Source organism: Domibacillus tundrae, assembly GCF_000970675.1.
Classification (GTDB): Bacteria; Bacillota; Bacilli; order Bacillales; family Domibacillaceae; genus Domibacillus; species Domibacillus tundrae.
In genome coordinates, this window is record NZ_LAJA01000001.1 from 665,988 (window position 1) to 691,929 (window position 25,942).

Annotated in this window: 21 protein-coding genes; 17 read left to right on the forward strand and 4 right to left on the reverse strand. The window is 44.9% G+C overall.

What is annotated here, in order from left to right; translation table 11 throughout:
- Positions 1–3 precede the first annotated feature (3 nt).
- The 3 genes from hemB (at position 4) to VQ00_RS03370 (ending at position 3,039) form a co-directional block, all read left to right on the forward strand.
- On the forward strand, positions 4–981 hold the full coding sequence (gene hemB / locus VQ00_RS03360; protein ID WP_046178650.1) for a porphobilinogen synthase: 978 nt from the start codon (positions 4–6) through the stop codon (positions 979–981).
- Between the two features lie 14 nt (positions 982–995).
- Positions 996–2,285: a glutamate-1-semialdehyde 2,1-aminomutase gene (gene hemL, locus VQ00_RS03365; RefSeq protein WP_046178651.1), complete on the forward strand. Its 1,290-nt coding sequence runs from the start codon at positions 996–998 to the stop codon at positions 2,283–2,285.
- Positions 2,286–2,391: 106 nt separating this feature from the next.
- The gene (locus VQ00_RS03370) at positions 2,392–3,039 is read left to right on the forward strand and encodes a hypothetical protein (protein WP_046178652.1); all 648 of its coding nucleotides are present in this window, start codon (positions 2,392–2,394) and stop codon (positions 3,037–3,039) included.
- On the opposite strand, the gene VQ00_RS19025 is transcribed toward VQ00_RS03370, so the two are convergent.
- Positions 2,999–3,181 carry a hypothetical protein gene (locus VQ00_RS19025; protein ID WP_082091462.1) on the reverse strand — a complete coding sequence of 61 codons (183 nt, stop codon included), beginning with the start codon at positions 3,179–3,181 and terminating at the stop codon, positions 2,999–3,001. The genes VQ00_RS03370 and VQ00_RS19025 overlap by 41 nt on opposite strands.
- Before the next feature lie 354 nt (positions 3,182–3,535).
- Here VQ00_RS19025 and VQ00_RS03375 point away from each other — a divergent pair, with 354 nt between their 5' ends.
- The 3 genes from VQ00_RS03375 (at position 3,536) to VQ00_RS03385 (ending at position 10,529) form a co-directional block, all read left to right on the forward strand.
- Positions 3,536–6,178 (forward strand): valine--tRNA ligase, encoded by a 2,643-nt coding sequence (locus VQ00_RS03375; RefSeq protein WP_046178653.1) that lies wholly within the window; start codon positions 3,536–3,538, stop codon positions 6,176–6,178.
- Between the two features lie 61 nt (positions 6,179–6,239).
- The gene (locus tag VQ00_RS03380) at positions 6,240–7,541 is read left to right on the forward strand and encodes a bifunctional folylpolyglutamate synthase/dihydrofolate synthase (protein ID WP_046178654.1); all 1,302 of its coding nucleotides are present in this window, start codon (positions 6,240–6,242) and stop codon (positions 7,539–7,541) included.
- A gap of 57 nt (positions 7,542–7,598) precedes the next feature.
- A complete protein-coding gene (locus VQ00_RS03385) occupies positions 7,599–10,529 on the forward strand; it encodes a vWA domain-containing protein (RefSeq protein WP_156153952.1) in 2,931 nt (976 codons plus the stop codon).
- Positions 10,530–10,578: 49 nt separating this feature from the next.
- Here the strand turns inward: VQ00_RS03385 and VQ00_RS03390 are convergent, their stop codons facing one another.
- Genes VQ00_RS03390 through VQ00_RS17625 form a run of 3 tightly spaced genes read right to left on the reverse strand, consistent with a single transcriptional unit; the run spans position 10,579 to position 13,968 of the window.
- A complete protein-coding gene (locus VQ00_RS03390; RefSeq protein ID WP_046178656.1) occupies positions 10,579–12,852 on the reverse strand; it encodes a hypothetical protein in 2,274 nt (757 codons plus the stop codon).
- Complete coding sequence (locus VQ00_RS03395) at positions 12,852–13,496, reverse strand: prepilin-type N-terminal cleavage/methylation domain-containing protein (protein ID WP_156153953.1); 645 nt, start codon at positions 13,494–13,496, stop codon at positions 12,852–12,854. Before VQ00_RS03395 ends, VQ00_RS03390 begins: the two co-directional genes overlap by 1 nt.
- Positions 13,444–13,968 (reverse strand): type IV pilus modification PilV family protein, encoded by a 525-nt coding sequence (locus VQ00_RS17625; protein WP_052728305.1) that lies wholly within the window; start codon positions 13,966–13,968, stop codon positions 13,444–13,446. Before VQ00_RS17625 ends, VQ00_RS03395 begins: the two co-directional genes overlap by 53 nt.
- A 120-nt stretch (positions 13,969–14,088) precedes the next feature.
- Between VQ00_RS17625 and VQ00_RS03405 the strand changes: the two genes are divergently transcribed.
- From VQ00_RS03405 to VQ00_RS03455, 11 genes are all read left to right on the forward strand, one after another.
- A complete protein-coding gene (locus VQ00_RS03405; RefSeq protein WP_046178658.1) occupies positions 14,089–16,032 on the forward strand; it encodes a hypothetical protein in 1,944 nt (647 codons plus the stop codon).
- Positions 16,016–16,939 (forward strand): PRC-barrel domain-containing protein, encoded by a 924-nt coding sequence (locus VQ00_RS03410; protein WP_046178659.1) that lies wholly within the window; start codon positions 16,016–16,018, stop codon positions 16,937–16,939. Before VQ00_RS03405 ends, VQ00_RS03410 begins: the two co-directional genes overlap by 17 nt.
- 4 nt (positions 16,940–16,943) lie before the next feature.
- The gene (locus VQ00_RS03415; RefSeq protein WP_046178660.1) at positions 16,944–18,242 is read left to right on the forward strand and encodes a VanW family protein; all 1,299 of its coding nucleotides are present in this window, start codon (positions 16,944–16,946) and stop codon (positions 18,240–18,242) included.
- A gap of 14 nt (positions 18,243–18,256) precedes the next feature.
- The gene (locus tag VQ00_RS03420) at positions 18,257–19,912 is read left to right on the forward strand and encodes a GspE/PulE family protein (protein ID WP_046178661.1); all 1,656 of its coding nucleotides are present in this window, start codon (positions 18,257–18,259) and stop codon (positions 19,910–19,912) included.
- Positions 19,913–19,918: 6 nt separating this feature from the next.
- Entirely contained in the window at positions 19,919–20,956 is a 1,038-nt protein-coding gene (locus tag VQ00_RS03425; protein ID WP_046178662.1) for a type IV pilus twitching motility protein PilT, read from the forward strand.
- 4 nt (positions 20,957–20,960) lie between these two features.
- Positions 20,961–22,175: a type II secretion system F family protein gene (locus VQ00_RS03430; protein WP_046178663.1), complete on the forward strand. Its 1,215-nt coding sequence runs from the start codon at positions 20,961–20,963 to the stop codon at positions 22,173–22,175.
- 123 nt (positions 22,176–22,298) lie between these two features.
- On the forward strand, positions 22,299–22,790 hold the full coding sequence (locus tag VQ00_RS17950) for a prepilin-type N-terminal cleavage/methylation domain-containing protein (protein WP_046178664.1): 492 nt from the start codon (positions 22,299–22,301) through the stop codon (positions 22,788–22,790).
- A gap of 4 nt (positions 22,791–22,794) precedes the next feature.
- Positions 22,795–23,535: a prepilin peptidase gene (locus VQ00_RS03440; protein WP_046178665.1), complete on the forward strand. Its 741-nt coding sequence runs from the start codon at positions 22,795–22,797 to the stop codon at positions 23,533–23,535.
- A 15-nt stretch (positions 23,536–23,550) separates the two neighbouring features.
- Positions 23,551–24,501, forward strand: coding sequence for a type IV pilus biogenesis protein PilM (gene pilM, locus VQ00_RS03445; RefSeq protein ID WP_052728307.1), 951 nt, complete (start codon positions 23,551–23,553; stop codon positions 24,499–24,501).
- 6 nt (positions 24,502–24,507) lie between these two features.
- Positions 24,508–25,113 carry a PilN domain-containing protein gene (locus VQ00_RS03450; protein ID WP_046178666.1) on the forward strand — a complete coding sequence of 202 codons (606 nt, stop codon included), beginning with the start codon at positions 24,508–24,510 and terminating at the stop codon, positions 25,111–25,113.
- Complete coding sequence (locus VQ00_RS03455) at positions 25,113–25,937, forward strand: hypothetical protein (protein WP_046178667.1); 825 nt, start codon at positions 25,113–25,115, stop codon at positions 25,935–25,937. Before VQ00_RS03450 ends, VQ00_RS03455 begins: the two co-directional genes overlap by 1 nt.
- Positions 25,938–25,942 lie beyond the last annotated feature (5 nt).

Sequence of the window (25,942 nt, forward strand, 5' to 3'; positions counted from 1 at the left end):
ATAATGGAATTGAATTTTGACAGACACCGCCGTTTGCGCCAGACAGCGAATATGCGTGCGCTTGTGCGGGAAACACAGCTTCAGGTGAATGATTTTATTTATCCGCTTTTTGTGGCGGAAGGAGAAGGAATCCGTAATGAAGTACCATCGATGCCGGGTGTATTCCAGCTGTCGATTGACCAGTTAAAAGAAGAACTGGATGAAGTGGTCGGTCTCGGTATTAAATCAGTCATTTTATTCGGCTTGCCCGATGTGAAGGATGCGGTCGGAACCGGTGCATATCACAATCATGGCATCGTCCAGCAGGCGACTCGCTATATAAAAGGCGAGTATCCGGATCTTGTTGTGATCGCCGATACGTGTTTATGTGAATATACGGATCATGGCCATTGCGGTGTGATTGAGGGAAGTACTGTTTTAAACGATCCATCGCTTGATTTACTGGCAAAAACAGCGGTCAGCCAGGCGGAAGCCGGGGCAGATATTATTGCCCCATCAAACATGATGGACGGGTTTGTGGCGGCGATCCGGAAAGGGCTGGATGAAGCAGGTTATACAGAAGTGCCGATTATGTCATATGCCGTCAAATACTCATCTGCTTATTACGGTCCATTCCGTGATGCGGCTGATTCTACCCCTCAGTTTGGCGACCGGAAAACATATCAGATGGACCCGGCGAATCGCCGTGAAGCAATACGGGAAGCACGTGCGGATATCGAGCAAGGGGCAGACTTTTTAATCGTTAAGCCGGCTTTGTCTTATTTGGATATTGTCCGGGATGTGCGCAATGAATTTGCCGCGCCGGTCGTTGCGTATAACGTAAGTGGTGAATATGCGATGGTGAAAGCGGCCGCATTGAACGGCTGGGTAGATGAAAAAGCGATTGTGCTTGAAACGTTAACAGGCATGAAGCGCGCGGGTGCCGACTTAATTATGACGTATCATGCAAAAGATGCGGCACGCTGGCTGAACGAACAATAAGAGGAGGCGTTTTCATGCGTTCATTCGAAAAATCAAAAGCAGCTTTTAAAGAAGCCGTCCAAATGATGCCGGGCGGCGTAAACAGTCCGGTTCGTGCGTTTAAATCGGTAAACATCGATCCGATTTTTATGGAGCGGGGCAAAGGCTCGAAAATTTACGATATTGACGGAAATGAATACATCGACTATGTGCTGTCATGGGGGCCGCTTATTTTAGGCCATTCTAACGACCAGGTCGTGGAAGCGTTGAAAAAAAGCGCGGAAACAGGTACGAGCTTTGGGGCCTCGACACTCTTAGAAAATGAAATGGCCAAGCTTGTTATTGAGCGCGTTCCATCGATTGAAGTTGTCCGGATGGTGTCGAGCGGAACGGAAGCGACGATGAGCGCACTTCGCCTCGCTCGCGGTTATACTGGCCGTGACAAGATTTTGAAATTTGAAGGGTGCTACCATGGCCATGGGGACTCGCTGCTGATTAAAGCGGGTTCTGGTGTGGCGACGCTTGGTTTGCCGGACAGCCCTGGTGTACCGGAAAGCGTCGCGAAAAATACGATTACCGTTCCATATAATGATTTAGAAAGTGTTCGTTTCGCGTTTGAACAATTTGGTGATGATATTGCATGCGTAATTGTGGAGCCGGTTGCAGGCAATATGGGGGTTGTCCCCCCGCAGCAGGGCTTTTTGGAAGGGCTGCGTGAAGTGACAGAACAAAATGGCTCACTGCTTATTTTTGATGAAGTCATGACTGGCTTCCGCGTCGGCTACAACTGTGCGCAAGGCCACTTCGGGGTCACGCCGGACTTGACGTGTCTTGGCAAAGTGATCGGCGGCGGTCTTCCTGTTGGTGCGTATGGCGGGAAAGCAGAAATTATGAATAACATTGCACCGGCTGGTTCTATTTATCAAGCAGGCACCTTGTCCGGCAACCCAATGGCAATGGCTGCGGGGCTCGAAACGCTGCGCCAATTGACGCCTGCTTCTTATGAAGAATTTACACGCAAAGCAGATCTCCTTGAAAAAGGTTTTACGGACGCAGCCGGCAAGCACGGCATTCCGATTACATTTAATCGTGCAGGTTCGATGATTGGATTTTTCTTCCACGAAGGACCGGTTCAAAATTATGATGATGCAAAAAATTCTGATCTTGACTTGTTCGCGGACTATTTCCGTGAAATGGCGCTTGAAGGTATCTTTTTGCCGCCATCTCAGTTTGAAGGCTTATTCCTTTCAACGGCTCATTCCGATGAAGATATAAACAAAACGATTGAAGCGGCTGAAAAAGCATTCAGCCGTTTAAAAAAATAATATTTTGGTGTCAGTCCCCCATTGCGTTAAAGCGTTGTGGGACTGACACTTTTTTTCATGTTTCTTCTCTTTGGCGCATACACTAGCGCGAAAGGGAGGGGTGTGCATGGAGGAGTTATTTTTTGTTTCCATTCAGGAGGATGTTGTGTTTCCGGAAGGGGAAGAAGTGGATGAGCTGCTGTCCATTTCGCTTGATCCGCAGGTAACGATTAAGGATTCTGTTATACAGGGATCGATTGAGATAACAGGCGAGTACCGGATAAACAGTATATCCGGGATTGAAGAAGATTCGGCCCGTCAATTTTTCCGTCACATTCCGGTACAGGGAGTGCTGCCGCCAGATCAGCGGGCTGCGGCTGCGGCGGATATTCAAATTCATACGTTTGATTACAAAATAGAAAAACCGGACCGCCTCATACTGGAGGCGGAATTGGCTGTTGCTGTGTCAGCTATTGCAATTGAGCATAATGAAGTGGCTGTAATGACTGCAACCGAGGAAATCGATAATGAAACAGAAGAAAAAATTATCCTCGGTGAAATAGAGGAAAACAGCAGTGAAACAGAAGAAGAGACTGTCGATGATGAAACCGAGGAAGCCGCTGTTCAAGTTCAAAAACGAACGGAAGATGATTCTTCCATTTTCAGCTGGCTTGAAGAGCGGCCTGGACAAAAGGCAAAATGGCGTTTTCAAGTTTCATCCGGGAATGTGGAGCTTATAGCCACTCAAGATGAAGAGCTGCCGCAAGAAGAATAAGAAGAGATAAAAGAATAACATCAAACGTTGTCGGCAAAAAAATCGTGCGCAGCCCTTGAAAGCAGCAAAGGGGGATAATCATCCGGCAGCACATAAAACGGCAGTGCCGGAGCCAAGGCGGCCACCGGTCGTAATGGCGCATCACAGGGAACACATCCTTTTTTCATATCATATGAATTGCGTGAAAAACATGTGCGCGAGGTTGACGTACAGAAGCATTTTCGGCTAAGATAATGGTATTGAAAAGAAACGTGTGGACCTGGAAAAGGTGGTACCGCAAGCAGCCTCTTCGTCCTTTTCAGGCGGCGGGGCTTTTTTTATTTTTTATTGATGTCCAGCTCCAGGCGCCATCAGCTTGAGGGCTCACAGGATGTGAGTCACAAAGGCGTTGCGGACGACGCCGCGATTTTAGCCTTTGTTCTAATGACAAATCGTCTTATGCTGGTCGCTGAAAGATGTGCGCCTTGCGCTTTTCTATACCAAGGAGGAAGAAATGATGTCACAACAAGAAACAACAATGCCGACGAAATACGATCCGCAGGCGATCGAACAAGGCCGATACGACTGGTGGACAGCCGGTAAATTTTTTGAAGCGAAAAGTGATGAATCCAAAACGCCATATACGATTGTTATTCCGCCCCCAAATGTGACAGGGAAACTTCATCTTGGGCATGCATGGGATACGACGCTGCAGGACATTTTAACACGTATGAAGCGTATGCAAGGCTATGACGTGCTATGGCTTCCTGGCATGGATCATGCCGGTATTGCAACGCAGGCAAAAGTAGAGCAGAAATTAAAAGAAGAAGGCACAACACGCTACGACCTCGGCCGTGAAAAATTTCTTGAAGAATCATGGAAATGGAAAGAAGAATATGCCGGCCATATTCGCGCACAATGGGCAAAGCTTGGTCTGGGCCTTGACTACAGCCGTGAGCGTTTTACATTGGATGAAGGGCTATCCAAAGCTGTCCGTGAAGTGTTCGTCAAGCTCTATGAAAAAGAGTTGATTTACCGCGGTGAATACATTATAAACTGGGACCCGTCCACAAAAACGGCTCTTTCTGATATTGAAGTGATTTACAAGGACGTGCAGGGCGCGTTTTATCATATGAAATATCCGCTCCAAGATGGTTCCGGCTTTATTGAAGTCGCGACGACCCGCCCGGAAACGATGCTTGGTGATACAGCAGTAGCAGTTCATCCGGATGACGATCGCTACAAGCATTTGATCGGCAAAAACGTTGTGCTGCCGATCACCGGCCGTGTGATTCCAATTGTCGGGGATGATTATGTCGATCAGGAATTTGGAAGCGGTGCGGTGAAAATCACGCCTGCCCACGATCCGAATGACTTTGAAATCGGGAACCGTCACGATCTGCCGCGCATTCTTGTTATGAACGAAGACGGCACAATGAACGCGGAAGCTGGTACATACAATGGAATGGACCGTTTTGACTGCCGCAAGCAAATTGTCAAAGATCTTCAGGAAGCAGGCGTCCTGTTTAAAATTGAAGAGCATCTACATTCAGTCGGCCACTCGGAGCGCAGCGGCGCCGTTGTGGAGCCGTATTTGTCCACACAATGGTTTGTAAAAATGGAGCCGCTCGCGGAGTCAGCTGTTGAGCTTCAAAAAACAGACGACAAAGTCAACTTCGTGCCGGACCGTTTTGAAAAAACATATTTGCACTGGATGGACAACATTCGCGACTGGTGTATTTCGCGCCAGCTTTGGTGGGGCCACCGTATTCCAGCCTGGTATCATAAAGAAACAGGCGAAGTGTACGTTGGACATGAAGCACCTCAAGATGCGGAAAACTGGGAGCAGGATAACGATGTGCTTGATACGTGGTTCTCATCTGCCCTATGGCCGTTTTCCACAATGGGCTGGCCGGATGCCGATTCTGCTGAATTCAAGCGCTATTACCCAACAGCAGCACTCGTTACCGGGTATGACATCATTTTCTTCTGGGTATCCCGCATGATCTTCCAGGGGCTTGAATTTACCGGTGAACGTCCGTTTGATGACGTATTGATTCACGGTCTTGTCCGTGATGCGGAAGGACGCAAAATGTCCAAATCACTCGGCAACGGTGTGGATCCGATGGAAGTCATTGATCAGTACGGCGCTGATTCACTCCGCTATTTCCTTGCAACGGGCAGTTCACCGGGGCAGGACTTGCGCTACACGACCGAAAAAGTCGAGGCAACATGGAACTTTGCTAATAAAATTTGGAATGCGTCCCGCTTTGCCCTCATGAACATGGACGGCATGGCGTACGCTCAAATTGATTTGACCGGCAAAAAATCGGTGGCGGACGAGTGGATTTTAACCCGCCTCAATGAAACAATCGACAGTGTAACCAATCTGTCTGCGAAATATGAATTCGGTGAAGTCGGCCGGACATTGTACAACTTTATCTGGGACGATTTTTGTGACTGGTATATTGAAATGGCGAAGCTGCCATTGTACGGTGAAGACGAGCAGGCGAAGCGAATGACCCGCTCCGTTCTTGCTTACGTGCTTGATAACACGATGCGGCTTTTGCATCCATTTATGCCGTTCATTACAGAAGAAATTTGGCAAAACCTGCCGCACGAAGGTACAACCATTGTGGAAGCGTCTTGGCCAAAAGCAGATCCTTCTCTAACAAACAAGGAAGCGGCAGCTGACATGAAGCTGCTCGTGGACATTATCCGGGCGGTTCGCAACATTCGGGCGGAAGTCAACACGCCAATGAGCAAAAAAGTGCCGCTCGTCTTGAAAGCAAAAGACGAATCGGTGCTGGCAACATTGACAGACAACCGCTACTATATCGAACGATTCTGCAACCCGGACGAGCTTGTGATCGAGATAAATCCGGCGGCGCCGGAAAAAGCGATGACTGCTGTTGTGACAGGAGCAGAGCTGTTTATGCCGCTCGCAGGTCTTCTCAATATTGATGAAGAAATTGCCCGTCTCCAAAAAGAAAAAACAAAATGGCAGTCTGAAGTGGACCGCGTCCTGAAGAAACTCGCCAATGAGCGGTTTATGTCAAAAGCACCTCAGAAGGTTGTTGAGGAAGAACGTGCTAAAGAAACAGATTACCGTGAAAAGCTGGCAGCTGTGGAAGCACGTATCGAGGATTTAAAGAATTAAGCGAAAAAGACGAACCGTCACCTAGGCGGGTTCGTCTTTTTCGTACATAAGGAGAATTAGAATGAACAACTATGAAGAAGCACTTGCGTGGATACACGGACGCCTCCGCACCGGCATTAAGCCGGGCCTTGAACGAATGAACTATATGATGGAACGCCTCGATCATCCGGAGCGGCGCTTAAAAGCTGTCCATATCGGTGGAACGAATGGAAAAGGCTCAACCACGGCGATGCTTAGATCTATTTTAACAGAGGCAGGTTTTGAAACCGGAACGTTTACATCGCCGTATATTGAGCAATTCAATGAGCGGATCAGTGTGAACGGCACGCCAATATCAGACGAAGAAATCACGATTCTTGCCGGGAAAATCAAAATGATTGCGGACGAAATGGAAGGCATGGAAATCGGCGGTCCAAGTGAATTTGAAATTATTACTGCCATGGCCTTTTACTACTTTGCTTATGTGCATCCGGTCGACATTGTCCTGTTTGAGGTCGGTCTCGGCGGCCGTCTGGACTCGACGAATATCGTTCATCCGGTGCTGTCGATTATTACAACGATTGGCATGGATCACCTCCAATTTCTCGGCGATACGATTGAAGAGATCGCCAGTGAAAAAGCAGGTATCATAAAAAGTGGTGTTCCAGTACTGACAGCAGTTCATCAGCCGGAAGCGCTCGCTGTCATCGCTAAAACGGCAAAAGAAAAAAAGGCAGCTTTATATCAATACGGACGCGATTTTACCGGGGTGTGGACCGCTTCAACAAAAAAGGGTGAACAGTTTGATTTCACATCCGCCTATCGCACACGTTCGTCGCTCCAAACAGGTCTCGCTGGGCTTCATCAAGTGCAAAATGCTGCGACAGCTGTTATGGCAGCTGACTTTTTACGCGTTTATTATTCGTTTTTAATCGAAGACAAACATGTGGAAAATGGGCTTCAAAAAGCTGTTTGGCCAGGGCGCTTTGAAACACTGTCTGAATCTCCGCTTATTATTGCGGATGGCGCCCATAATGAAGAAGGTGTTACCGCACTTGTGAAGACGATTGGCCAGCGCTTTCCGGACAAAAACATCACTGTGCTGTTTGCCGCGATGAAAGACAAGCCGCTGGATCGGATGATTGCCATGCTGAAAGAAACCGCAGACCATCTGTACCTTGCACCCTTTAATTTTCCGCGTGCCGCACGTGTTGAACACTATGAACGATTTACATCCGAAACAGTTCAAATTGTTCAAAGCTACCAATCTATGATTCAATCATTCCAGCAGAATGCCTCAAAACAGGACGTTCTCATCATTACCGGGTCGCTTTACTTTATTTCCAACGTGAAAAAAGACATGAAAACAATTCTTTCCAAATGAGGATAGGGTATATATAATAGTAAGAAAGAACGCCTCAAAGGAAAAGGCTGGTGCGTGATGAAAAAAATTATAGTTAATGTCATCTTCTCTATTATGGTCGTTTTGTTGATAATGCCACATGCTGTGCTGCAAGCTGAAGCAGCGGGAAATGACATCGGTGTTTCTATGACCGCTTCGCCCTCTCAATCTATCGTTGTAAAACCGGTTGACAGCAATGCCCAGGCCCGAATTGATATGAAAATGACACCGTTCGGGAAATACGATCAGCTTGCCAGAAAGCCTGTTGACGTTGTATTTATATTTGACACATCCGGATCGATGGATGAGTCAGGAAAAAACAAACCGAAGTTTCAAAGTGCAAAAGAAGCTATGTATAAAGCGCTTGATTATTTTAAAAAGAATGCAGGACCAAATGATCGATTTGCATTTATTCCATTTAACACGGGAGTAGATACAAATAATACAATTGGAATTAATTTTGGAACGGGAAGCAAGGCAGCAGTTGAACAAAAATTAGATTTAATTTCTGCTAAGGTAAGAGGTTTAGTCGCCAATGGCGGTACTAATTATCGTGATCCTATGGAGTATGCGGATAGTTTATTGAGTGGTTCGACAAATGAAAAAAACATTATTTTTATGACGGATGGTGAATTGACGGTTTCAAAAGAAACAACAAAATATTGTAGCTGGTTTAATTGTTATGAAGATGGGATTAATACTGTTCTACATTACACTAATGATTCTTTTGGCTATTATTCATCACGGTTTGGAAATGTGTCTAATCCTTTTATTCTTAATGGTTCTTCCTGGATAAACACAGGTACCCCTCAAGGTAAAACACAGGCAATAACGCTTTTTAAAACAAATGCTAAAAAACAAGCTCAATTAATAGGTTCAAAAGGTATAAAAATGTACTCGGTCGGTTTTGGAAACGACGATGAAGCGCTTGATCAAACCTATTTACAAGAACTTTCTTCTGTTACCGGAGCTTATGCAAGCAGGGCATCAGAGGGTAATGTTGATAAAATCTTCTTAGATATTGCAGAGTCAATTAGCAAACAGAAACTCGATGCGGAAGTGACGCTTGATTTGGCGAAATTTGGCAGTAAAGTGACGGTTGCTGAAGGAGCTAACGCTGCTGTAGATGGAACAAAAGTAACGTTAAGAAAATCATTTGAATACGAATATTTACAAAATGTACCCGCTCCGGTTGATTTGACGCTGCCGCTTGAGTTTAGTGCAGTGGGAATATACACGTTTGATAATATTAACCTAACATACAAACGTCCGGATGGTTCTACAGCCTCTGTCACGATTCCGTCTGTTACGATTCAAGTTGCTGCGGAAGCGCCGCCGGCCATTAACGGCAGTATGGTGTTAAAAGGGGAATCAGAAGCCAACCCTGTTAACAACTTGATTAAGCAGGCAGGGGCAAAAACAAATTATTTCAGCGCTGAATACAGCTTGAGACCGAATGGGCTGAGCAACAGCACCGTTAGAGGTACGTTAAACAACATTAAGCTCATTCAGCCGCTGCCGGATGGAATTAGCATTGACGACGAATCAGCGTCTAATGTGCAGGTTCGACCTAGCGCCAATAGTGGAAAAGAAGCCGTCATTACGTTAAATCAAACCGTTTCGTACGCAAATGGAGCTTTTACGCCGGCATCTTTTACTGCATCATTGAAATTAAAAGCGGATTGGGCGCTTAACAATGTAACGATGCCGCAAGCCCGCGTAGAATACCAGGATACACGGTTTAATCAAACATACAGTTCTTCGATCCCGTCTGCTTCAGAGCGGATCACAAGCAAAGTACGTCTGGATGACGGAAACAATTATTACTACGATGGTTACGCGAACGGCGCCATTAAAAAGGTCGAGAAGTTAACGGGCAAAACCGTTGCGGAAACAACATTCCCGAACGATTACGGCTTATTGCCAAAACCGGTAAAAGACATTGTTTTCACGGGCGCAGACAAAAAAGCCATCACAATTACGTATTCAGATAACACAACCGCCACATTATACTTTACTGCTGATATCGGCTTGACAGGTGGAACTAGCAAAAACATGATTGCGAATGGATCAACCGTTTATGAAAATGTCGATGCCAAGCTTTCACAGCTTGTAGCGGGTGAAGGTGTTCGTTATGAATACCGTATTAGCACACAAGAAGCAGAAGGTGTGGCGTGGAAAATAAGCGAGTGGATATCGCTCGGAAAAGATCAAAGTGTTCCATTGACAACACTAGGCACAAATAAAATTGAGGTAAGATCATTCGGCGGCTTCTCGCTCAGCAGTGAAGAAATCGTTTCAAAACAAGTGACAATCCAGAAAAAGGCAGAACGGATTGAAATTTGGTCAACGGGCGATAACCCGCAAAAAATTGACCAGATTTCTGTAGCCGAAGGATCAGCTGTCGAATTTGAAGTGAAAGTATTCCCTGAAGACGCGACGGACCCGTCATGGAAAGTAGATGTGACAAGCGGCGGGGAATTTGCCGGAGCGCAGAAAAAGTCAGATAAGAAAGAAGAAATGATCGGAACAGTCTTCGGCGTGAAAGAAGGAGCGTCCGAGTTCACCGTAACATCCAACAGCAATCCGGGTGCTAAGATTACAATTCCAGTCACTGTAACATCGGACTTCGTTCAACTTGAAGGTGTGGCGTTTGATCAAGCCAAGTACACGAATAAACCAAAGGAGCTGGTTGACAACCTGCTGGACATAACGCCGTCCGATGCGACAGAGCCTGATGTAACCAACGTGAAAGCGGCGACTGACGGGGTTGTCACCATTATAGAAGATGCGAATGGAGACTGGTACATCGAGTCTGATGAATCGGGCAAAGGCTATACGGATGTTACCGCGACGGTCACACAGGAGCAGCCGGATGGAAGCACAGTCACGAAACAAGCAACGGCTGTGTTTGAAACCGGCAGTGACAACGGAGGCGAATCAGCCGACAGCATCGATGGAAGATGGTAATAAAACAAAGAATCCCTGGGGAACTGTCCCGGGGATTCTTTGTTGTCCATTATTCCACTGTCAGCTGGTCGCTGTATACTGACAAATACTTCACTCTCGGCAAGTAATCAAGCTGGCCAAGCAGAATATTCCGGTTGTAATTGATGATAAACCGTGAGTAATGGTCTGTTTGCTGACCGGGTGATGGGACGGCTTTTATAATATCGTAGCCATTTGTTTCACCACGTACCGCATTAATAACAAAATCACCTTTAGCAAATAAGCCGCCATCTACAAAAAACAGAGAGCCGACTCCGTATAGTTCAGCGGCTCTTGGTTCTTTGCCGGTAACAGATGCCTCCACATCTTTATTTGTATAGAAAAAGCCTTTCAGCGGCTGTATATCACGGCTTGGGTCTTCTTCCGGAACGTACGGCCCATCTTTCGGTTCATCGCTGTCTTCAAAGTTCTGAAACTCGTTAATGCGGGTAATCAGCAATGAACCGCCTGATAACGAAACAAGCTGTCCATCGTTCCAGCCGCGGATGGATAAGTTAGAGATTTTCGTTTCACCTTTTGCATACATCGTGCCATTAATAGAAAAAAGATCGTTTTCCGGCTGTTCGTCTTGCTCAACACCGCCTTGAATAGTCAGGTTTTTTTCGGTAAATAACGAACCGTCAAAATAAATATCATCTTCTTCACTGTCTTTGGCATAAAGGTTGATATTATCGTTGGACAAAATTAGTCCTTCAACTTCCGCTTTTTTTGTTAAATCAAGCGTAATCGACCCAGCGGCTTCCAAGTGATTTTTTAGTTTAAAGTTTCCATCAGACGTGATTTTTACATTTCCTAGACTATAAACTGTGTTAACACTATTGGCATCAGCGGCTGGAAAATCAATGGACAGGTCGCCTGTGTTATCAATGATTAGATTTCTTCCTGTTTGTAAAGGAGCTAAAATTGTCATATCTCCACTTCCGTTTGTGATAAAGGCATCTTCCTGGCTGTACATAGACCCCAGCTTCATACTTCCGCTGCCATTTGTAATCGTAATCGCCAGTTGATCATACAGTTTGGCGGTTTCTGTATTCATGGTTCCTGTTTTATTTTCGAGTGTTAGCCCGCTGTCAGAGACGATGTTTTTGTTTAATGTAACCGTCCCGCTGCCTTCATTAACAATATTCAAAACACCGCCGGAAACAGAGATGTTTTCTATGGTTAACGTGTCTTGTGCATAAATGGTTAAAGATCCTTTTACATTTATATTTTTGAATAAGGTGCCAATTGGTCTTACAACGGCGTTTCCGACATAGTTTACGTTAGAAATATTTGGTTGTTTGCTAGCGTATTCTGATAATGTCTGGGGGACTAGTTTCGTTATGCCGCCGACGACCGAGTTAACGAGTGGAATGCCGCTTTGCACTGTTAGATTTATGGCTCCGTTGTCTAGCGCAGTGGCTGGAGGCACAATGGTTTCTCCTTCAGCAGAATTGCGATTCTCTTTATACGCCTGATTAAATTCAATCGACTGGTACTGGCTGTCATTTTTCAGCATCGGCACTTTTTCGTAATAAAAGTTTTCAGGAACGAGCTCTTTGGTTAAGGCGGTCGGATCAAAATTCCAATCTGTATAGAGGTCAGGTGTTCCTACATATAAGTCCCCTGAGATGGAAGGCATTGGTGTTTCACTATCAAGTTCTCTTCCTGTTGACGTATTATAATAAGCGTTTTTGTCAATGGATAATTTATTGGCAAAAATATTTCCTTCAAGGTGAGGGGAGCCATTAAGCGTCAATGTTCCTTTTTCAGAGCCGAGCGCGTATTTTAAAAAGCTTGGCAAAGGTGAGATGATCAGTTCTTTTTTGGCTGTCCGTGAAACAACAGCCGACCCGTCCGGTTCATTCGCGGTAATGGATACTTCAAGCACCCGGGTGAGGGACTCTGCTTTATTAATCGGATAGTTATCAGTAACATCATGGACATCTATCGTGACAATGGCTTCGTTTTCAGCTTTTAATGTGTTACTAATCTCGGTTTTCGTTCCTTCTAGCAGAATGTCAATATTTGAAGGAGTAACTGGCTCAAGGTTAACTGACCCTTCATCTGACGTTTTAAATAACTCAAATCTGTCACTTCTCAAAGCGTCTGACAACTCAGCACTGTACGAATCAATCGATTTGACCGCTTCGTATGTTACATCTACATCTGCTACACGAACGGTTGTGCGTTTTGCTCCGCCAATAGTGGATGCAACGACGGCGAGGCCGATCGTTGATATAACAACCGTGACCAACAGAACAAACAGCAGCGCATTTCCTTTTTCATTACGTAAGGGGTTCATTAAAATCCAAACCTACTTTCCAATTGCATAGTTTCCACGGTCCGGTCATTTTGTAAGTTGAAAACAAGCTCAATCGTTCCGCTTTGGCAGGAAGAGGACGCTGTTTCAGATGTGCAGGTAACACGAAAAATCGGTTTACCATCTGGATTCCCGATGAAACCGGATGGAACCTCCAGCGTTTCAGTACCGTCATTGTCAGTGCCGGATTTTTGAATTTTAATTTGCTTACCTTCAATAAAGATCTTTTTTGTTTCGGTTTCGGCGCCTTTGTCCTCTTGAATAGGGTCATAATAGGAATCAGGACTGTCACTGTCCTTATTTTGATTTTCCACTTCGTTGAAGGCTGCTTCCATACTGTTGATAATGGTGACGCAGGAGCCGTCCAGACAGCTGGTAACTTCGTCAAAAGGAGTCGAGTAAAACTCATTCATAATCCGAGTTGTCACATAATCGGCGTCTTCCCGAAACTGGGTTTCAGCAGTTTGTTTTGTGAAAATTTTCTGCCCGGTGACAAGTGTACTCGTTAAAACCGGTGCTATGATCGCCATGATCGCGATGACAGCGAGAACCTCCATTAAGCTTATGCCGCGCTCATCGCATATCCTCGCTTTTAATCGTGCCATCCAGCTCCACTTCCGGTTCATTTTCTTTCCACCTCACTTTCACCTCAATCGGAACGTAATATTTTTTAGTTTCTTCATCAGCAACATTCTTTGAGGAAACCGTAACATCGTAAGAGCCGCCGTTTACTTCAATATTTTCGCATTTTGCTTCGTCTACATTGTTTGACTCTGGATTCGTGGGCTCAAGCGTATATACAAGAATATCGGCATCGTCTTCAGAGGGACACATTTTCAGCCATTTTTCAGTTGTAGGATTATTGGAGTATTCATAAAATTCATGCCGCATTTCGACAAAGGGCTCCTTTTCCATAAACATCAAAGCGTTCCGGGCCACATTTAATGCAACCGTTCTGCTTTCATTTGACGCGTTAAAAGTCCCAGCCTGAAAAAAGAAACTAGTGACGGACAGCAGAATTATACTTAATATAGTAAGAGATACCAAAAGTTCGAGTAAAGTGACACCTGCTTGACAATTTTTTATCTTTTTCGTCACGTTCTTCTTTCCTTTCTTTGCAATTACGTAACTTTATTATACAATATTTCTATTGTATAGCATTTCTTATGTGAAAATTTTGTAATTATTCTACTACATTAGTAATAGTGAGGGTTGTTAATGACGAAAACAGTCATGATGTTTATTGGATTTTTACTTATTTTGCCTATTTTACCGTGGCTGCCGCTCGGGATTTCATTGAAAGGAAAATTAATTATTGCACTTGAAAGTTTTGCGATCGCTGGCGCCATCATGATGACAATCGCTTATCTCCCATTATGGCAAGGTGTTCTGATCGGCCTTCTCATCTTTATAATGGTCGGCTACTTAACGTTGAAATACGGACTTCCGGTTTGGTCTGCAGAAGCAATACACCTAGAAGAAACAGAAGACAAGGAAACGGATTTTAACGGCCAGACAATAAAACGGCTGCAGCTGCCATTTTTCAAGAAAAACGTGTCTGTCCCCCCAGAACAGATGTTGATACATACAGATGAAAAAAACAAAGGGAAGCCGGATTCTTTCGAAAAAAAGCAAGACGGCAGTGTAGAGAACAGCCAAGGGATCGATACCGTTTCTGCTGCTGATCATGCCGCCGCTCCAAGTGCAGAAAAGATACCTGTGGAGGACGTAGGTAAAGAAGTGGTCTCTAATCATGAACAGGATGACCCGGATGTTCTTAAAGAATTGACGTGGTCAAATGAGGCAGCTGATCGTGGAGAAATCACTGATCCGAAACGAGAGGATGAGCCTGAAAGCGACCTTGAGGAACTCGACTTGCTATTCAGTCATGCAAATGCAGAAGATAAGCATGAGGCAGAAGAAGCAGAAACAGAGCCGGTCGACGAAAATGAGGATGATTGGCTGGAAGTATTAAGCGAAGCCGGCGAAAAAGAAACGACAGTGAATAATTCTGGAACCCTTTATGAAGTGGATGAAAAGGCCACATACTTACAAAAATTGTTTTCAGAGGAATCTGCTTCTTTGGATGAGAAAGAAGCAATCGAATCCGAAAGCGTTGGTTTTGAAGAAACAAAAGAAAAAACAATTAATGAAACGCTGGAGGACAGCTCGGAAGAAATGGATGAGCTGGACGAGCGTTATTTAAACGATTTATTTAAAGAAGAGTTAGATTCAGAAACAGAAACGTCTTCCGAAGAAGAAGATTTGGAAACGATTAAAGAGCTTGAAGAAGATTTAGTTCTAGAATACGACGATTCCAATATCGAACAGTTGCCTGCTGATCCGGATGGACAAGAAAAGCTGAGTGAAACATCGGAAGAAAGTGAAGAGCTTCCACTTATTCAAAAAGATCGTGCCAGTGCAAATTCCTTGGATGAAACGTTGGAGGACAGCTCGGAAGAAATGGATGAGCTGGACGAGCGTTATTTAAACGATTTATTTAAAGAAGAGTTAGATTCAGAAACAGAAACGTCTTCCGAAGAAGATTTGGAAACGATTAAAGAGCTTGAAGAAGATTTAGTTCTAGAATACGACGATTCCAACATCGAACAGCTGACTGCTAATCCGGATGGAGAAGAAAAGCTGAGCGAAACATCGGAGAAAAGTGGAGAGCTTCCATTCATTCAGAAAGATCATGACAGTGCAAATGCCTTTTTAGAAGAAGACATAGTGGAAAACGATAACGATGAAACACTGCCCCATGAGACAGTTGATAATGAGCCTGTGCCTCAAGAGAGTGAACTGGGAGAAACAGAGCAAAAACAAGAGCCGGAGCGGTCATTGTTATCGCCGGATTGGCTGCATATTATCGTTCAGGAAATTGCCATAAAGCAAAAAGTGCTGCCTTATTCAGAGGCAGAGGAGCTTATGCTAAGCTACTTAAAGGCGCCGCTTCATGACCGCGACTATTATGTTATTGCCCGAATGCTTCTGGCATTTTATGTAGCAAATGATGAACCGCTTCAGGCAATACGGTTTGCGGATCAGCTCATGATCCGTCTTCAAGCCTATTCGGTTCTTATAGAAGAAATTAAAAGTATTAAAGAGATGGTCACAAATCAAACAATGAAAACAGGTGAGAGAGATGAAGAAAAGCAGTGAAGTGCAAGGTCTCCCGATTATTAGCATTGCAGATGGTGTTGAAATCGGCCAGGCGAAATCACTTATTATCAATCCAGAAAAAAGAAGCATCGATTTTGTGACGATTGGCCACGAAGAGTGGGAGCAAGAAGGAAAAGCAATTCCATTTAACAAAATTATTGGGATTGGTGATTACGCTCTGACGATTGATCACGAAAGCAGTGTCATCGAAATGAATAATATTCCGGTTGCGAATGAATTACTAAACCGAAAAACAAAGATTGAACAAACACGCCTCATGACAAAAAAAGGGCAGCTGATCGGTCAGGCAGTTGAATATATGATTGATGATGAAACGGGCGAGATTGTGCAGCTGTTTGTTAAAGACAACGAAGGCTCGTTTATTGTGAACGGGCAATATGTCGTGACGTACGGCCGCGACTTAATTATTGTCAGTGAAGACGTTGTGAAAGAATCACTTGAAGTGGAAGCAGAAAAGCCGCATTTAGCTAACATTGAACCTGATAAGCAGAATGAAGAAAAAGAAAAAAATGCCGTATTGCCAGGAGAGAAACAAAGACAAGAGGCAGATAACGAGCTTTATTTAGTAGAAGGTAAACTAAATCCGGCTTTGGAAACAGCCGAATTGACGGATCAGGAGGCCCGTGCGGAGCATGTCTTAGAAGAAGCAGATGAACAGCTTGAAGAAAGTGAGTCACCAGAAGTCTCTTCTATTGACCGCTGGCTTCAACTAATCGATGATCAGCAAAGCAAGCTGTTAAATGGTAAAACCACGACAAAAGACATTGAATTAAACGGGGAATTACTGATTCCGGCTGGAGCCGTTTTAAATGAAGAGCACATTCAAAAAGCCCGGTTGGCCGGTCCAGAGATTTTGGTTGAATTAAGCATGAACAGCGAGGCTTGATATCGTGGAAGATGTGGGACGCAACCAAAATATTATTGGGAAGTTGACACTATTATTATTGCTGCTGACGATTTATTTTTCATTATTTTCTTTTTATGGAGGCCGGCTGTTTGATCGAGTGTTTTTAGCGGATGCCGTCTTTGATGAGGAAACGACAATTGGTCCTGAAACAGTCGATGAAATGACAGACAGTGAAACGGCAAAACTCCTAAATGAAAAACTGGAAGCCTGGCAGGATCAAGCTGTCATTAAACTGAAATATGCGGAAAAAGAAGTGCAAATGAGCAACGGTCTCGTGAATTTTCAAGTAGAACAATCCGTTCAGGAAGCAGCAGATGGACAGCAAAATCCATTAATTGCTTCTGTTTCACCTGACCAGTTGAAGGAAGAGCTGGAACGAAAAATGCCAGCTCTTCAAACGGCCGAAAACGTGGACTTGGAAACAATGGCTGCAGACATTTCAGATATTGGTGATTATTTAAAAACAGGTGAGTCTGTGCTGGACGTCTCTCTTTATCTGCAAGAAGATCAAAAAACAGCCAAAATCGCTGAAGTGACAGCGGATGGAGTTGATGCCGCGACCGCAGATTTCATTAAAGCAAATCCAGCCATGGCTGTAAAAGGTGGGACATCCGTTTCGTTTAATAGCTGGGTTGAACCTGCAGGAGGAAAAATAAACGAAAAAAGTTTGAACATTCTTTCATCATCGTTATACAAGCTAATCCTGAAAACGAATTTTGATGTGATGGAAAAAAATCAAAGCACGGATCTCCCGGAATACATTGAACTCGGCTATGAAGCAAAAGTACAAAAAGAAAAGAAACAAGATTTTGTTTTTTTTAACCGTAATGATTATTCATATACGATCAATTGGACGGCAACAAATGGAAAATTATACGGTGTACTGACAGGTGTACCATTTTATTATACGTACGGAGCAGAATTGAAAAACAAAGAAACATTAAAAGCGAAAACGGTTTTGCATTTTAGCCCTTCCCTTGATTACGGGACGATGAGAGTCGAACAATTTGGTGAAAGCGGCATGATGATTGATGTATACCGGAATCGTCTGGAAGGGTCACAAAAAATCGACAGCGAACAAATCGCTGCCGATTTTTATCCGCCTGTTCATCAAATTGAGCTGTACAGCTCCCAAGAGCCGCCACCGCCCCCTGAACCAGAGGAAGAAGAAACATCCGCCGAAGAAACGGAAGAAGACGCACCTTCCACTGGGGAAGAGCAAACCCAACCTGATGAAGAAAATCAATCCGCCGGAGAAAACAGCACTGAAAATGGACAATAAAAAGGTGATGCGGAATGAAAACAAAGCGAAAACGGCTCGGTGATCTCCTGGTCGAGTCCGGTCTTATCACAGAAGAACAGCTGGCCGTTGCATTAAAAGAAAAAAAAGACAATCAAAAACTTGGCGACGCCCTTCTGGATAGAGGGTTCATTACCGAACAGCAGCTGATTGAAGTGCTGGAATTTCAGCTTGGCATTCCACACGTCAGCTTATACCGTTATCCTGTTGACATAAAGCTGCTTAGTCTTGTTTCAAAAGAAATGGCAAAAAAAAACTTAATCATCCCATTAAAAAAAGAAGAAAACCGATTGTTTGTCGCCATGGCCGATCCAATGGACTACTTTACGGTGGAAGATTTACGTCTTTCAACGGGGTTTCAAATTGAAACAGCGATTGCCGCTAAGCAGGATATTTTGCGTGCAGTCAACAAATATTACGATATTGACGATTCGCTGGAAGAGTTTATGCAGCAAAATACGCCCGAAACAGCTGAATCACAGGAAGCAGAAGAAGACTCACCCGTTGTCCGGCTTGTGAACCAGATCATGTCCCGGGCAATGACGGAAAAAGCGAGCGACATTCATATTGATCCGCATGAAACAAAAGTTGTCGTCCGCATGCGTGTCGATGGCGTGCTTCAGTTAGACCGGCAGCTTCCGAAATCAATGCTTGGCATGTTGACGGCACGAATTAAAATTATGGCCAATATGGACATTACCGAACATCGCATTCCACAGGATGGCCGGATCAAAACCAATATTGATTTTCGGCCGATCGACATTCGTATTTCAACGCTTCCGACGGTTTATGGGGAAAAAATCGTTATGCGGATACTGGATTTAAGCAGTTCATTGAATGATATGAAGCAGCTTGGCTTTAATAAAGTGAATTTAAAAAGAATGGACACGTTGCTTGAGCGTCCAAATGGCATTGTGTTGATTACCGGTCCGACTGGCTCTGGTAAATCATCGACGCTTTATGCAGGCTTAAATCAGCTGAATAGTGAAGAAGTAAACATTATTACGGTTGAGGATCCTGTTGAATATCAGCTTGAAGGAGTCAATCAGATTCAGGTGAATCCAAATGTCGGACTGACGTTTGCGGCAGGACTCCGTTCGATTTTGCGGCAGGATCCAAATGTCATTATGGTTGGGGAAATCCGGGATAAGGAAACAGCTGAGATTGCGATCCGCGCTTCTTTAACCGGACACCTTGTGCTCAGTACACTGCATACAAATGATTCAATCAGCAGCATTACACGTCTTATTGATATGGGAGTCGAGCCGTTCCTCGTCGCTTCGTCTTTAAGTGGCATCGTGGCCCAGCGTCTTATCCGTAAAGTGTGCCGTGATTGCAGACACGAAGAACCGGCTACTGAACGGGAAAAAGAGATCTTTGGAAAACGCGGACTGAAAATTGAGACAATCAACCGGGGAAAAGGCTGTGCCTCCTGTAATATGACCGGCTATAAAGGCCGTGTAGCGATTCATGAAGTCCTTACCGTTACAGAAGAAATGAAACGGCTTATTTTGAACAATGAACCGCTGTCGAAATTAAAACAAATGGCCATGAGGGACAAAACCATTTTTCTGCTCGACGATGGTCTCTTAAAAATAAAACAAGGCATCACGACGACAGAAGAAGTGCTTCGTGCCGTGCTGATGGAGTAGAAAAATATGAGAGAAAAGCTAGAATTTATTTTGCATTCTGCTTTTGAATTGAAAGCATCTGATATTCATTTGACTGTCGGAACGGCGCCGGTATTTCGTATAAATGGTGATTTAAAGCGATATGGAAAAGAACCGCTGAAGCCGGCTGACACAGAAGCGATGGCAAAAGCGATTGTACCAGAACATATGTGGGAAAAGTTTAAAGAAGATGGCGAACTCGACTTTTCGTTCGGGCTGCCGCGTGTCTCCCGTTTTCGTGTGAATGCGTATCATCAACGCAATTGTATCGCACTTGCTTTTCGGGTTATTGCTTCGGGGATTCCGACATTAGAAGATCTTCATATGCCGGATATATTAAAAAAAGTGTCAGAACGCCCGCATGGACTTGTTCTCGTGACCGGTCCGACCGGAAGCGGAAAATCAACAACGCTTGCCAGTATGATTGATTATTTGAACCGTAATACGAGAAAGCACATTATTACGCTCGAAGACCCGATTGAGTATTTGCACAAGCATGGAAAGTGCGTCATTGACCAACGGGAAGTCGGGTACGATACACAGACGTTCGCCAATGGGTTGCGGGCCGCTCTCCGTCAGGACCCGGACGTTATTCTCGTCGGAGAGATGCGGGACCTTGAAACTATTCAGACCGCCATTACAGCGGCAGAGACGGGACACCTTGTTTTTGCGACGCTTCATACATCCAGCGCGCCGGCCACAATTGAACGGATCATTGATGTGTTCCCGGCTGAACAGCAGCCACAGATCCGGACGCAGCTTGCAACGGTTTTAACAGCCGTTATCGCCCAGCGGCTGTTCCCGACAGCGGATTTAAAAGGCAGACGGGCAGCCTTGGAAATTATGCTGAACAATTCAGCGGTGGCCAATTTAATCCGCTCAGAAAAAGTCCATCAAATTGTCAATGTCATGCAGACGTCCAAAGCGCAGGGCATGCAGCTGATGGCGGATCATGCGCAGGAATTGTTCCGTCAAGAAGTCGTTTCAAAAGCTGCGCTTCTTCCTTATTTAAGAGAAAGGGAGTAACGAAATGGCTAAATTCGTTTACACAGGCAGAGATCGGCGCGGACCGAAAAAAGGCACGTTAACCGCCAATTCAAAAAAAGAAGCGATTGAAAAACTGCAGAAAAGTGGCATTCGGGTAAAAGAAATCGAACAAAAGCCGGAAACGTTTTTGGAGCAGGATATCGTTATTGGCCGTGCTGTGCGGCTTGAGCATATGGTTATCTTTTTGCGCCAGTTTGCCGCACTGCTTCAAGCGGGGGTAACGGTTGTCGATTCTGCTTTTATTTTGTCTCAGCAAACCGATAGCAAGCCGCTCAAGCGGGCCTTAACCAATATGGAAGTGGAGATGAGGGAAGGCCGTCCGTTATCGGATGCAGCGGCGAAGCAAAAGAAAATTTTTGAACCGCTTGTGATCAATATGCTGAAAGCAGGAGAGGCAACTGGGACGCTGGATCAAACGTTTAACGATTTGGCCAATCATTATGAGCGGCAGCACCGGACCCGCCAAAAAGTGATATCGGCACTTGCTTATCCGGTCGTTGTCGGCATCGTGGCGGTATTTGTGGTCATCTTTTTGCTTGTGTCGGTTGTGCCGACATTTGTCGGGATGTTTGAGGACTTTGGCGGAGAGCTGCCGGCGATTACCCAATTTGTTATTAACGCCAGTGAGTGGATGCAGCGGTTTTGGTACGTGATTGCTATTATTGCAGGATTGGCTGTCGGTGCTTTATGGATGCTGCGACAACGACCAGAGACGAAGTTGTATGTGGATTATGCTATTTTACGCATGCCGATCTTCGGGAATTTAATGCAAAAAGCAGTGCTTGCCCGCATGACCCGGACACTCAGCTCCTTATTCTCCAATTCCGTGCCGATTTTACGTGCGATGGACATCACCGGGGAAGTTGTTGAAAACGAAGTGATTGCAAGAGTCATACAGGATTCGCGGAGATCGCTGGAGCGGGGAGAATCCATTACCGGTCCGATGCAGCGCCACTGGGCGTTTCCACCGCTGCTGCATCAAATGATTGCCATCGGGGAAGAAACAGGATCATTGGATCAAATGCTGTCAAAAGTCGCCGATTTTTATGAAGCAGAAGTCGAAACCGTCACCGACCGGCTGAAAGCGCTCATCGAACCATTAATGATTGTGCTTCTTGCGGCTATCGTCGGGACTATCGTCATATCGATCATGGTGCCGATGTTCGAAATATTCAACACCGTGCAGGAAAGCGGCTAATATAACGAATATTTGAGATTTATTTCCTAGTAATATATTGATTTTTTTGTCAAATGTCAGTAAGATACTAGTGTTAGTGTCAAATTACCGCAGTTTTTGCAAAAAGAGAGAGGAGAATGAAACATGTTAAATGTATTAAAACGCCGTGTGAAAAATGAAAAAGGCTTAACATTAATCGAGTTGCTTGCTGTTGTCGTTATTTTGGGAATTATCGCTGCGATAGCGATTCCGGCTATTGGGGGATTAATTGATAATTCAAAAAAAGATGCGCATATTGCTAATGCGACGCAAATGGTTAACTCTACAAAAACTTATGTTGCAAGTAATCCTGCAACCTTGACATTTACTGGAAACGTAGCGACAGTTAACCTTACAACACTAATTGCACAAGGTATGATTGATGAACCAGAAGATCCGGATACAGGGAAAAAAGGTGCTACTGATGGTTATGTTCCGACAACTTCACTTGTTGAAATCACAAGAGCTGCAGGAACTGCAGGAACTGCAGCAACATACACATACAAAGTCACGTTAATTGGAAAAGAACGTAAAATTGATAGTACAACACTTGAGGCCTTGAACCGTGATTCTGTAGTGGCCAAGCCAGCAAGCTAATAATATGAATTCATTAGTCTTCCTCTACGGCCTCCTGCTCGGCTCGTTTTATAACGTGGTCGGGCTCCGGGTGCCGGCCGGGAAGTCGATTGTAAAGCCGCGCAGCGCCTGCTCGCTGTGCGGGCACCAATTGACCGCATGGGACTTGGTACCGGTTTTGTCGTACATAGCTTTAAAAGGCCGCTGCCGCAAATGCGGGGCGAAAATATCCATGATGTATCCTGTAACAGAGCTGCTCACAGCGCTGTTATTTTTGTATTCCTACCTATTATATGGATTTAGTGCGCCGTTTTGGACGGCGATTTTGCTGTTTTCGATGCTGATGATTCTCGTTGTGGCGGATATTGCGTATATGCTCATTCCGGATAAAATCCTCTTTTTTTTCCTGCCGCTGTTTATCATTATGCGGTTCACCCAGCCGCTTGATCCATGGTGGGATGCGCTGCTCGGTGCCGCTGTCGGTTTCGGCTTGCTTTTGCTGATCGCAGTTGTTTCGAACGGTGGAATGGGCGGTGGAGATATAAAGTTGTTTGGAGTGCTCGGTTTTGTCCTTGGCACAAAGCTTGTGCTGTTAACATTTTTGCTCGCTTGTTTTTTCGGCGCAGTAATCGGGCTTGCCCTGATGGCTGCCGGTTTTGTCAAACGGGGGAAACCAATGCCGTTTGGGCCCTATATTGCGCTTGCAGCTGTTGCGGCGTACACGCATGGACATGAAATGATCCGCTGGTATCTTCAGTTTTTTTAAGAAGGAGAAGAGGGAATGGCGTTACGTTTATTTCAAAAAAAAGATAAAACAATTAATTTTACGATCACCGACGAAGCCATCCGTTTTGTGGAGCTGCGCCAGTCCGACCCGCTGCTCATTGAGAAGTTTGGTGAACGGAAGCTGCCTGAAGGCATGATTGTGCGCGGCGATATTGTGAAAATCGATGAACTGCAGGACGTCATAGACAATATGGTGGATGAATGGAAGCTGAAAAACCGGAACATCCGTTTTACGATTCCGGATCGTTACGTGGCCATACGGGAAGAAAAGGTGGACCGTGATTTAACACTCGATGAAATTAAAAACTTCTTTTTTATGCAAATTGGCTCTACCATTCATTTGCCGTTTGATGAGCCGGTTTTTGATGTGGTGGTGACCGGGTACGAAGAAAACAAGCAGTCGGTTCTGCTTGTCGCCGCTCCGGAACAAGTTGTCGAGGATTATATGGGTGTATTTGAACATGCCCGGTTGAAGCCGATCGCTGCTGATATCGCCCCGCTTGCTTTATACAGGCTGTTTCATTCGTTCGACCGGACAAATGACAGCGCACATGAACTGCTTATTCACTTAAAATCAAACGTTATGACACTCTCTATTTTCCACGGCCACCAGCTCAAATTTATGAAACCGGTCTTTATTGAAAAAAGCGAAGATGTTCTTGATATGGAGGATGCAGATGGAAGCGGCGATCTGGCAGATGCGCTGTCCGAGCTTGATAAGGTTGTTAATTTTTATGAAAATTCTGTTCACGGCGGACAAGTGAAAATTGAACGAATCTTATTTACCGGCGACCATCCTCAGCGGTCATTTGTAGAAGAATTTATCAACAAGTCATTTGATATTCCAGTTGAAACGGATGAACAGATGAAAATGGATACAAAGCAGAACGAATGGCTTCCGCCCGCTTTTTTGGCGGCGGTCGGGCTTGCATTGAAAGACGGGTGATCACGTATGTTAATCGATATTAATTTACTGCCGGCAAAAAAGAAAAAAAGTATTTCTACGCTGGCTTTGCTTATTATTGGCGCCATCATTTTAGCATCAGCCATTGCCCTTTTTGCAGCTGTGCAAGTGAAACAAGGTGAGGTGGAGCGTGCAGAACGTAATCTTGCGACGCAGCAGCAGCTGAGAGAAACACTTGAACAAGCCGCATCCAACTCAAGCACAGCGACAGAAACAAGTGCCGATCAGCTGCGTCAGGCCGTTGAGTGGTCGCAGGTAAGACGGCTGCCGGCATCGCCTATTTTGGAGCACCTTGTTTCTCTTTTGCCGGAGCGTGGATTTTTTCAGTCGATGTCTTACGTAAGTGAAGAAACAATGAATTTAACGGTACAATTTGATACGAGCAGGCAGGGAGCCTACTACTTGGCGGAATTAAAGTCATCCGGCTGGGTCGAGAATGCTTCCATTCTTCAGATGGATACGTCTGTTGATGAGTCAGAAGAGGAAGCGAAAGTACTGTTGGAAGTAGCAGATGCGCTTCCCCGTTATGTCATTCAATATGAAATTGTTTTCAATGAGCAGGCTGTCTTGCAGAAGCTGGAGGAACAAAAATAATGAACAAAAAACGGGTTTATACAAGCATTGTTCTATTTTTAATCCTGCTCTTGTTTGTTTATTTGTACTTTGCTTTTTATCGGACAGCTGCTGTAAAGCTTGAAACAGCGGAGCAGCAAATTCAGGCTGAAGAACAGCTGATAGCTGCCCTCCAAGCAAATAATACCGGGGCTAGCGTGCAAGGACCGGTCGTTGTGACGGGCTCTCTTCAAAATAAAGTACCCGTCAAGCCGATGGGTGATAAGTTAATGCTTGATTTTGAAAAAGCGGAACTGCTATCTGACAGCTTGATTACAGCGATCGTTTTTACAGAGGGAGAAGAGGAAACATTGCCGGTTCAGGAAGAAACAGACAACGCCGATGAAACCGCAGACGCTGATACAGCAGAAAATACAAATATGGCTGCGGATGAAGAAACTGCGTCTGAAGAAGAGCAGGCCAATGAATCAGAAGAAGAAAATATGACAGACGGCACGGAAGAAGAAACGGATGTGCAAGAACAGCCGCTTCCTGAAGAAGTTTTGCCGGCCGGCATTCGAAAAATTCGTGCGCAGCTGACGATTGAGTCACCTGGTTTTGCAGAAATGAATGCCTTTATTGATTCGGTTGAAAATCAACTGCGGATGATTCGGGTGGAGCAGCTTGAATTTACGGGGCCTGAAGAAGCACAAAAAGTAGAAGGTGTAACCGAGCCGGTCACATACAACTTAACCGTTGCCGCTTATTATATGCCGGAGTTAACAGACCTTTTAGAAGATGCACCAGAAATCGATGCCCCGGACCCGGCCAATAAACAGGACCCGTTTGTGGTCATTGAAGATTAAGGCGG

What these genes read in the sequence shown, in the direction of transcription:
- hemB (WP_046178650.1), top strand. Translation starts at nt 4, where the DNA reads ATGGAATTGAATTTTGACAGACACCGCCGTTTGCGCCAGACAGCGAAT.
- hemL (WP_046178651.1), top strand. Translation starts at nt 996, where the DNA reads ATGCGTTCATTCGAAAAATCAAAAGCAGCTTTTAAAGAAGCCGTCCAA.
- VQ00_RS03370 (WP_046178652.1), top strand. Translation starts at nt 2,392, where the DNA reads ATGGAGGAGTTATTTTTTGTTTCCATTCAGGAGGATGTTGTGTTTCCG.
- VQ00_RS19025 (WP_082091462.1), bottom strand. Translation starts at nt 3,181, where the DNA reads ATGCGCCATTACGACCGGTGGCCGCCTTGGCTCCGGCACTGCCGTTTT.
- VQ00_RS03375 (WP_046178653.1), top strand. Translation starts at nt 3,536, where the DNA reads ATGTCACAACAAGAAACAACAATGCCGACGAAATACGATCCGCAGGCG.
- VQ00_RS03380 (WP_046178654.1), top strand. Translation starts at nt 6,240, where the DNA reads ATGAACAACTATGAAGAAGCACTTGCGTGGATACACGGACGCCTCCGC.
- VQ00_RS03385 (WP_156153952.1), top strand. Translation starts at nt 7,599, where the DNA reads ATGAAAAAAATTATAGTTAATGTCATCTTCTCTATTATGGTCGTTTTG.
- VQ00_RS03390 (WP_046178656.1), bottom strand. Translation starts at nt 12,852, where the DNA reads ATGAACCCCTTACGTAATGAAAAAGGAAATGCGCTGCTGTTTGTTCTG.
- VQ00_RS03395 (WP_156153953.1), bottom strand. Translation starts at nt 13,496, where the DNA reads ATGAACCGGAAGTGGAGCTGGATGGCACGATTAAAAGCGAGGATATGC.
- VQ00_RS03405 (WP_046178658.1), top strand. Translation starts at nt 14,089, where the DNA reads ATGACGAAAACAGTCATGATGTTTATTGGATTTTTACTTATTTTGCCT.
- VQ00_RS03410 (WP_046178659.1), top strand. Translation starts at nt 16,016, where the DNA reads ATGAAGAAAAGCAGTGAAGTGCAAGGTCTCCCGATTATTAGCATTGCA.
- VQ00_RS03420 (WP_046178661.1), top strand. Translation starts at nt 18,257, where the DNA reads ATGAAAACAAAGCGAAAACGGCTCGGTGATCTCCTGGTCGAGTCCGGT.
- VQ00_RS03425 (WP_046178662.1), top strand. Translation starts at nt 19,919, where the DNA reads ATGAGAGAAAAGCTAGAATTTATTTTGCATTCTGCTTTTGAATTGAAA.
- VQ00_RS03430 (WP_046178663.1), top strand. Translation starts at nt 20,961, where the DNA reads ATGGCTAAATTCGTTTACACAGGCAGAGATCGGCGCGGACCGAAAAAA.
- VQ00_RS17950 (WP_046178664.1), top strand. Translation starts at nt 22,299, where the DNA reads ATGTTAAATGTATTAAAACGCCGTGTGAAAAATGAAAAAGGCTTAACA.
- VQ00_RS03440 (WP_046178665.1), top strand. Translation starts at nt 22,795, where the DNA reads ATGAATTCATTAGTCTTCCTCTACGGCCTCCTGCTCGGCTCGTTTTAT.
- pilM (WP_052728307.1), top strand. Translation starts at nt 23,551, where the DNA reads ATGGCGTTACGTTTATTTCAAAAAAAAGATAAAACAATTAATTTTACG.
- VQ00_RS03450 (WP_046178666.1), top strand. Translation starts at nt 24,508, where the DNA reads ATGTTAATCGATATTAATTTACTGCCGGCAAAAAAGAAAAAAAGTATT.
- VQ00_RS03455 (WP_046178667.1), top strand. Translation starts at nt 25,113, where the DNA reads ATGAACAAAAAACGGGTTTATACAAGCATTGTTCTATTTTTAATCCTG.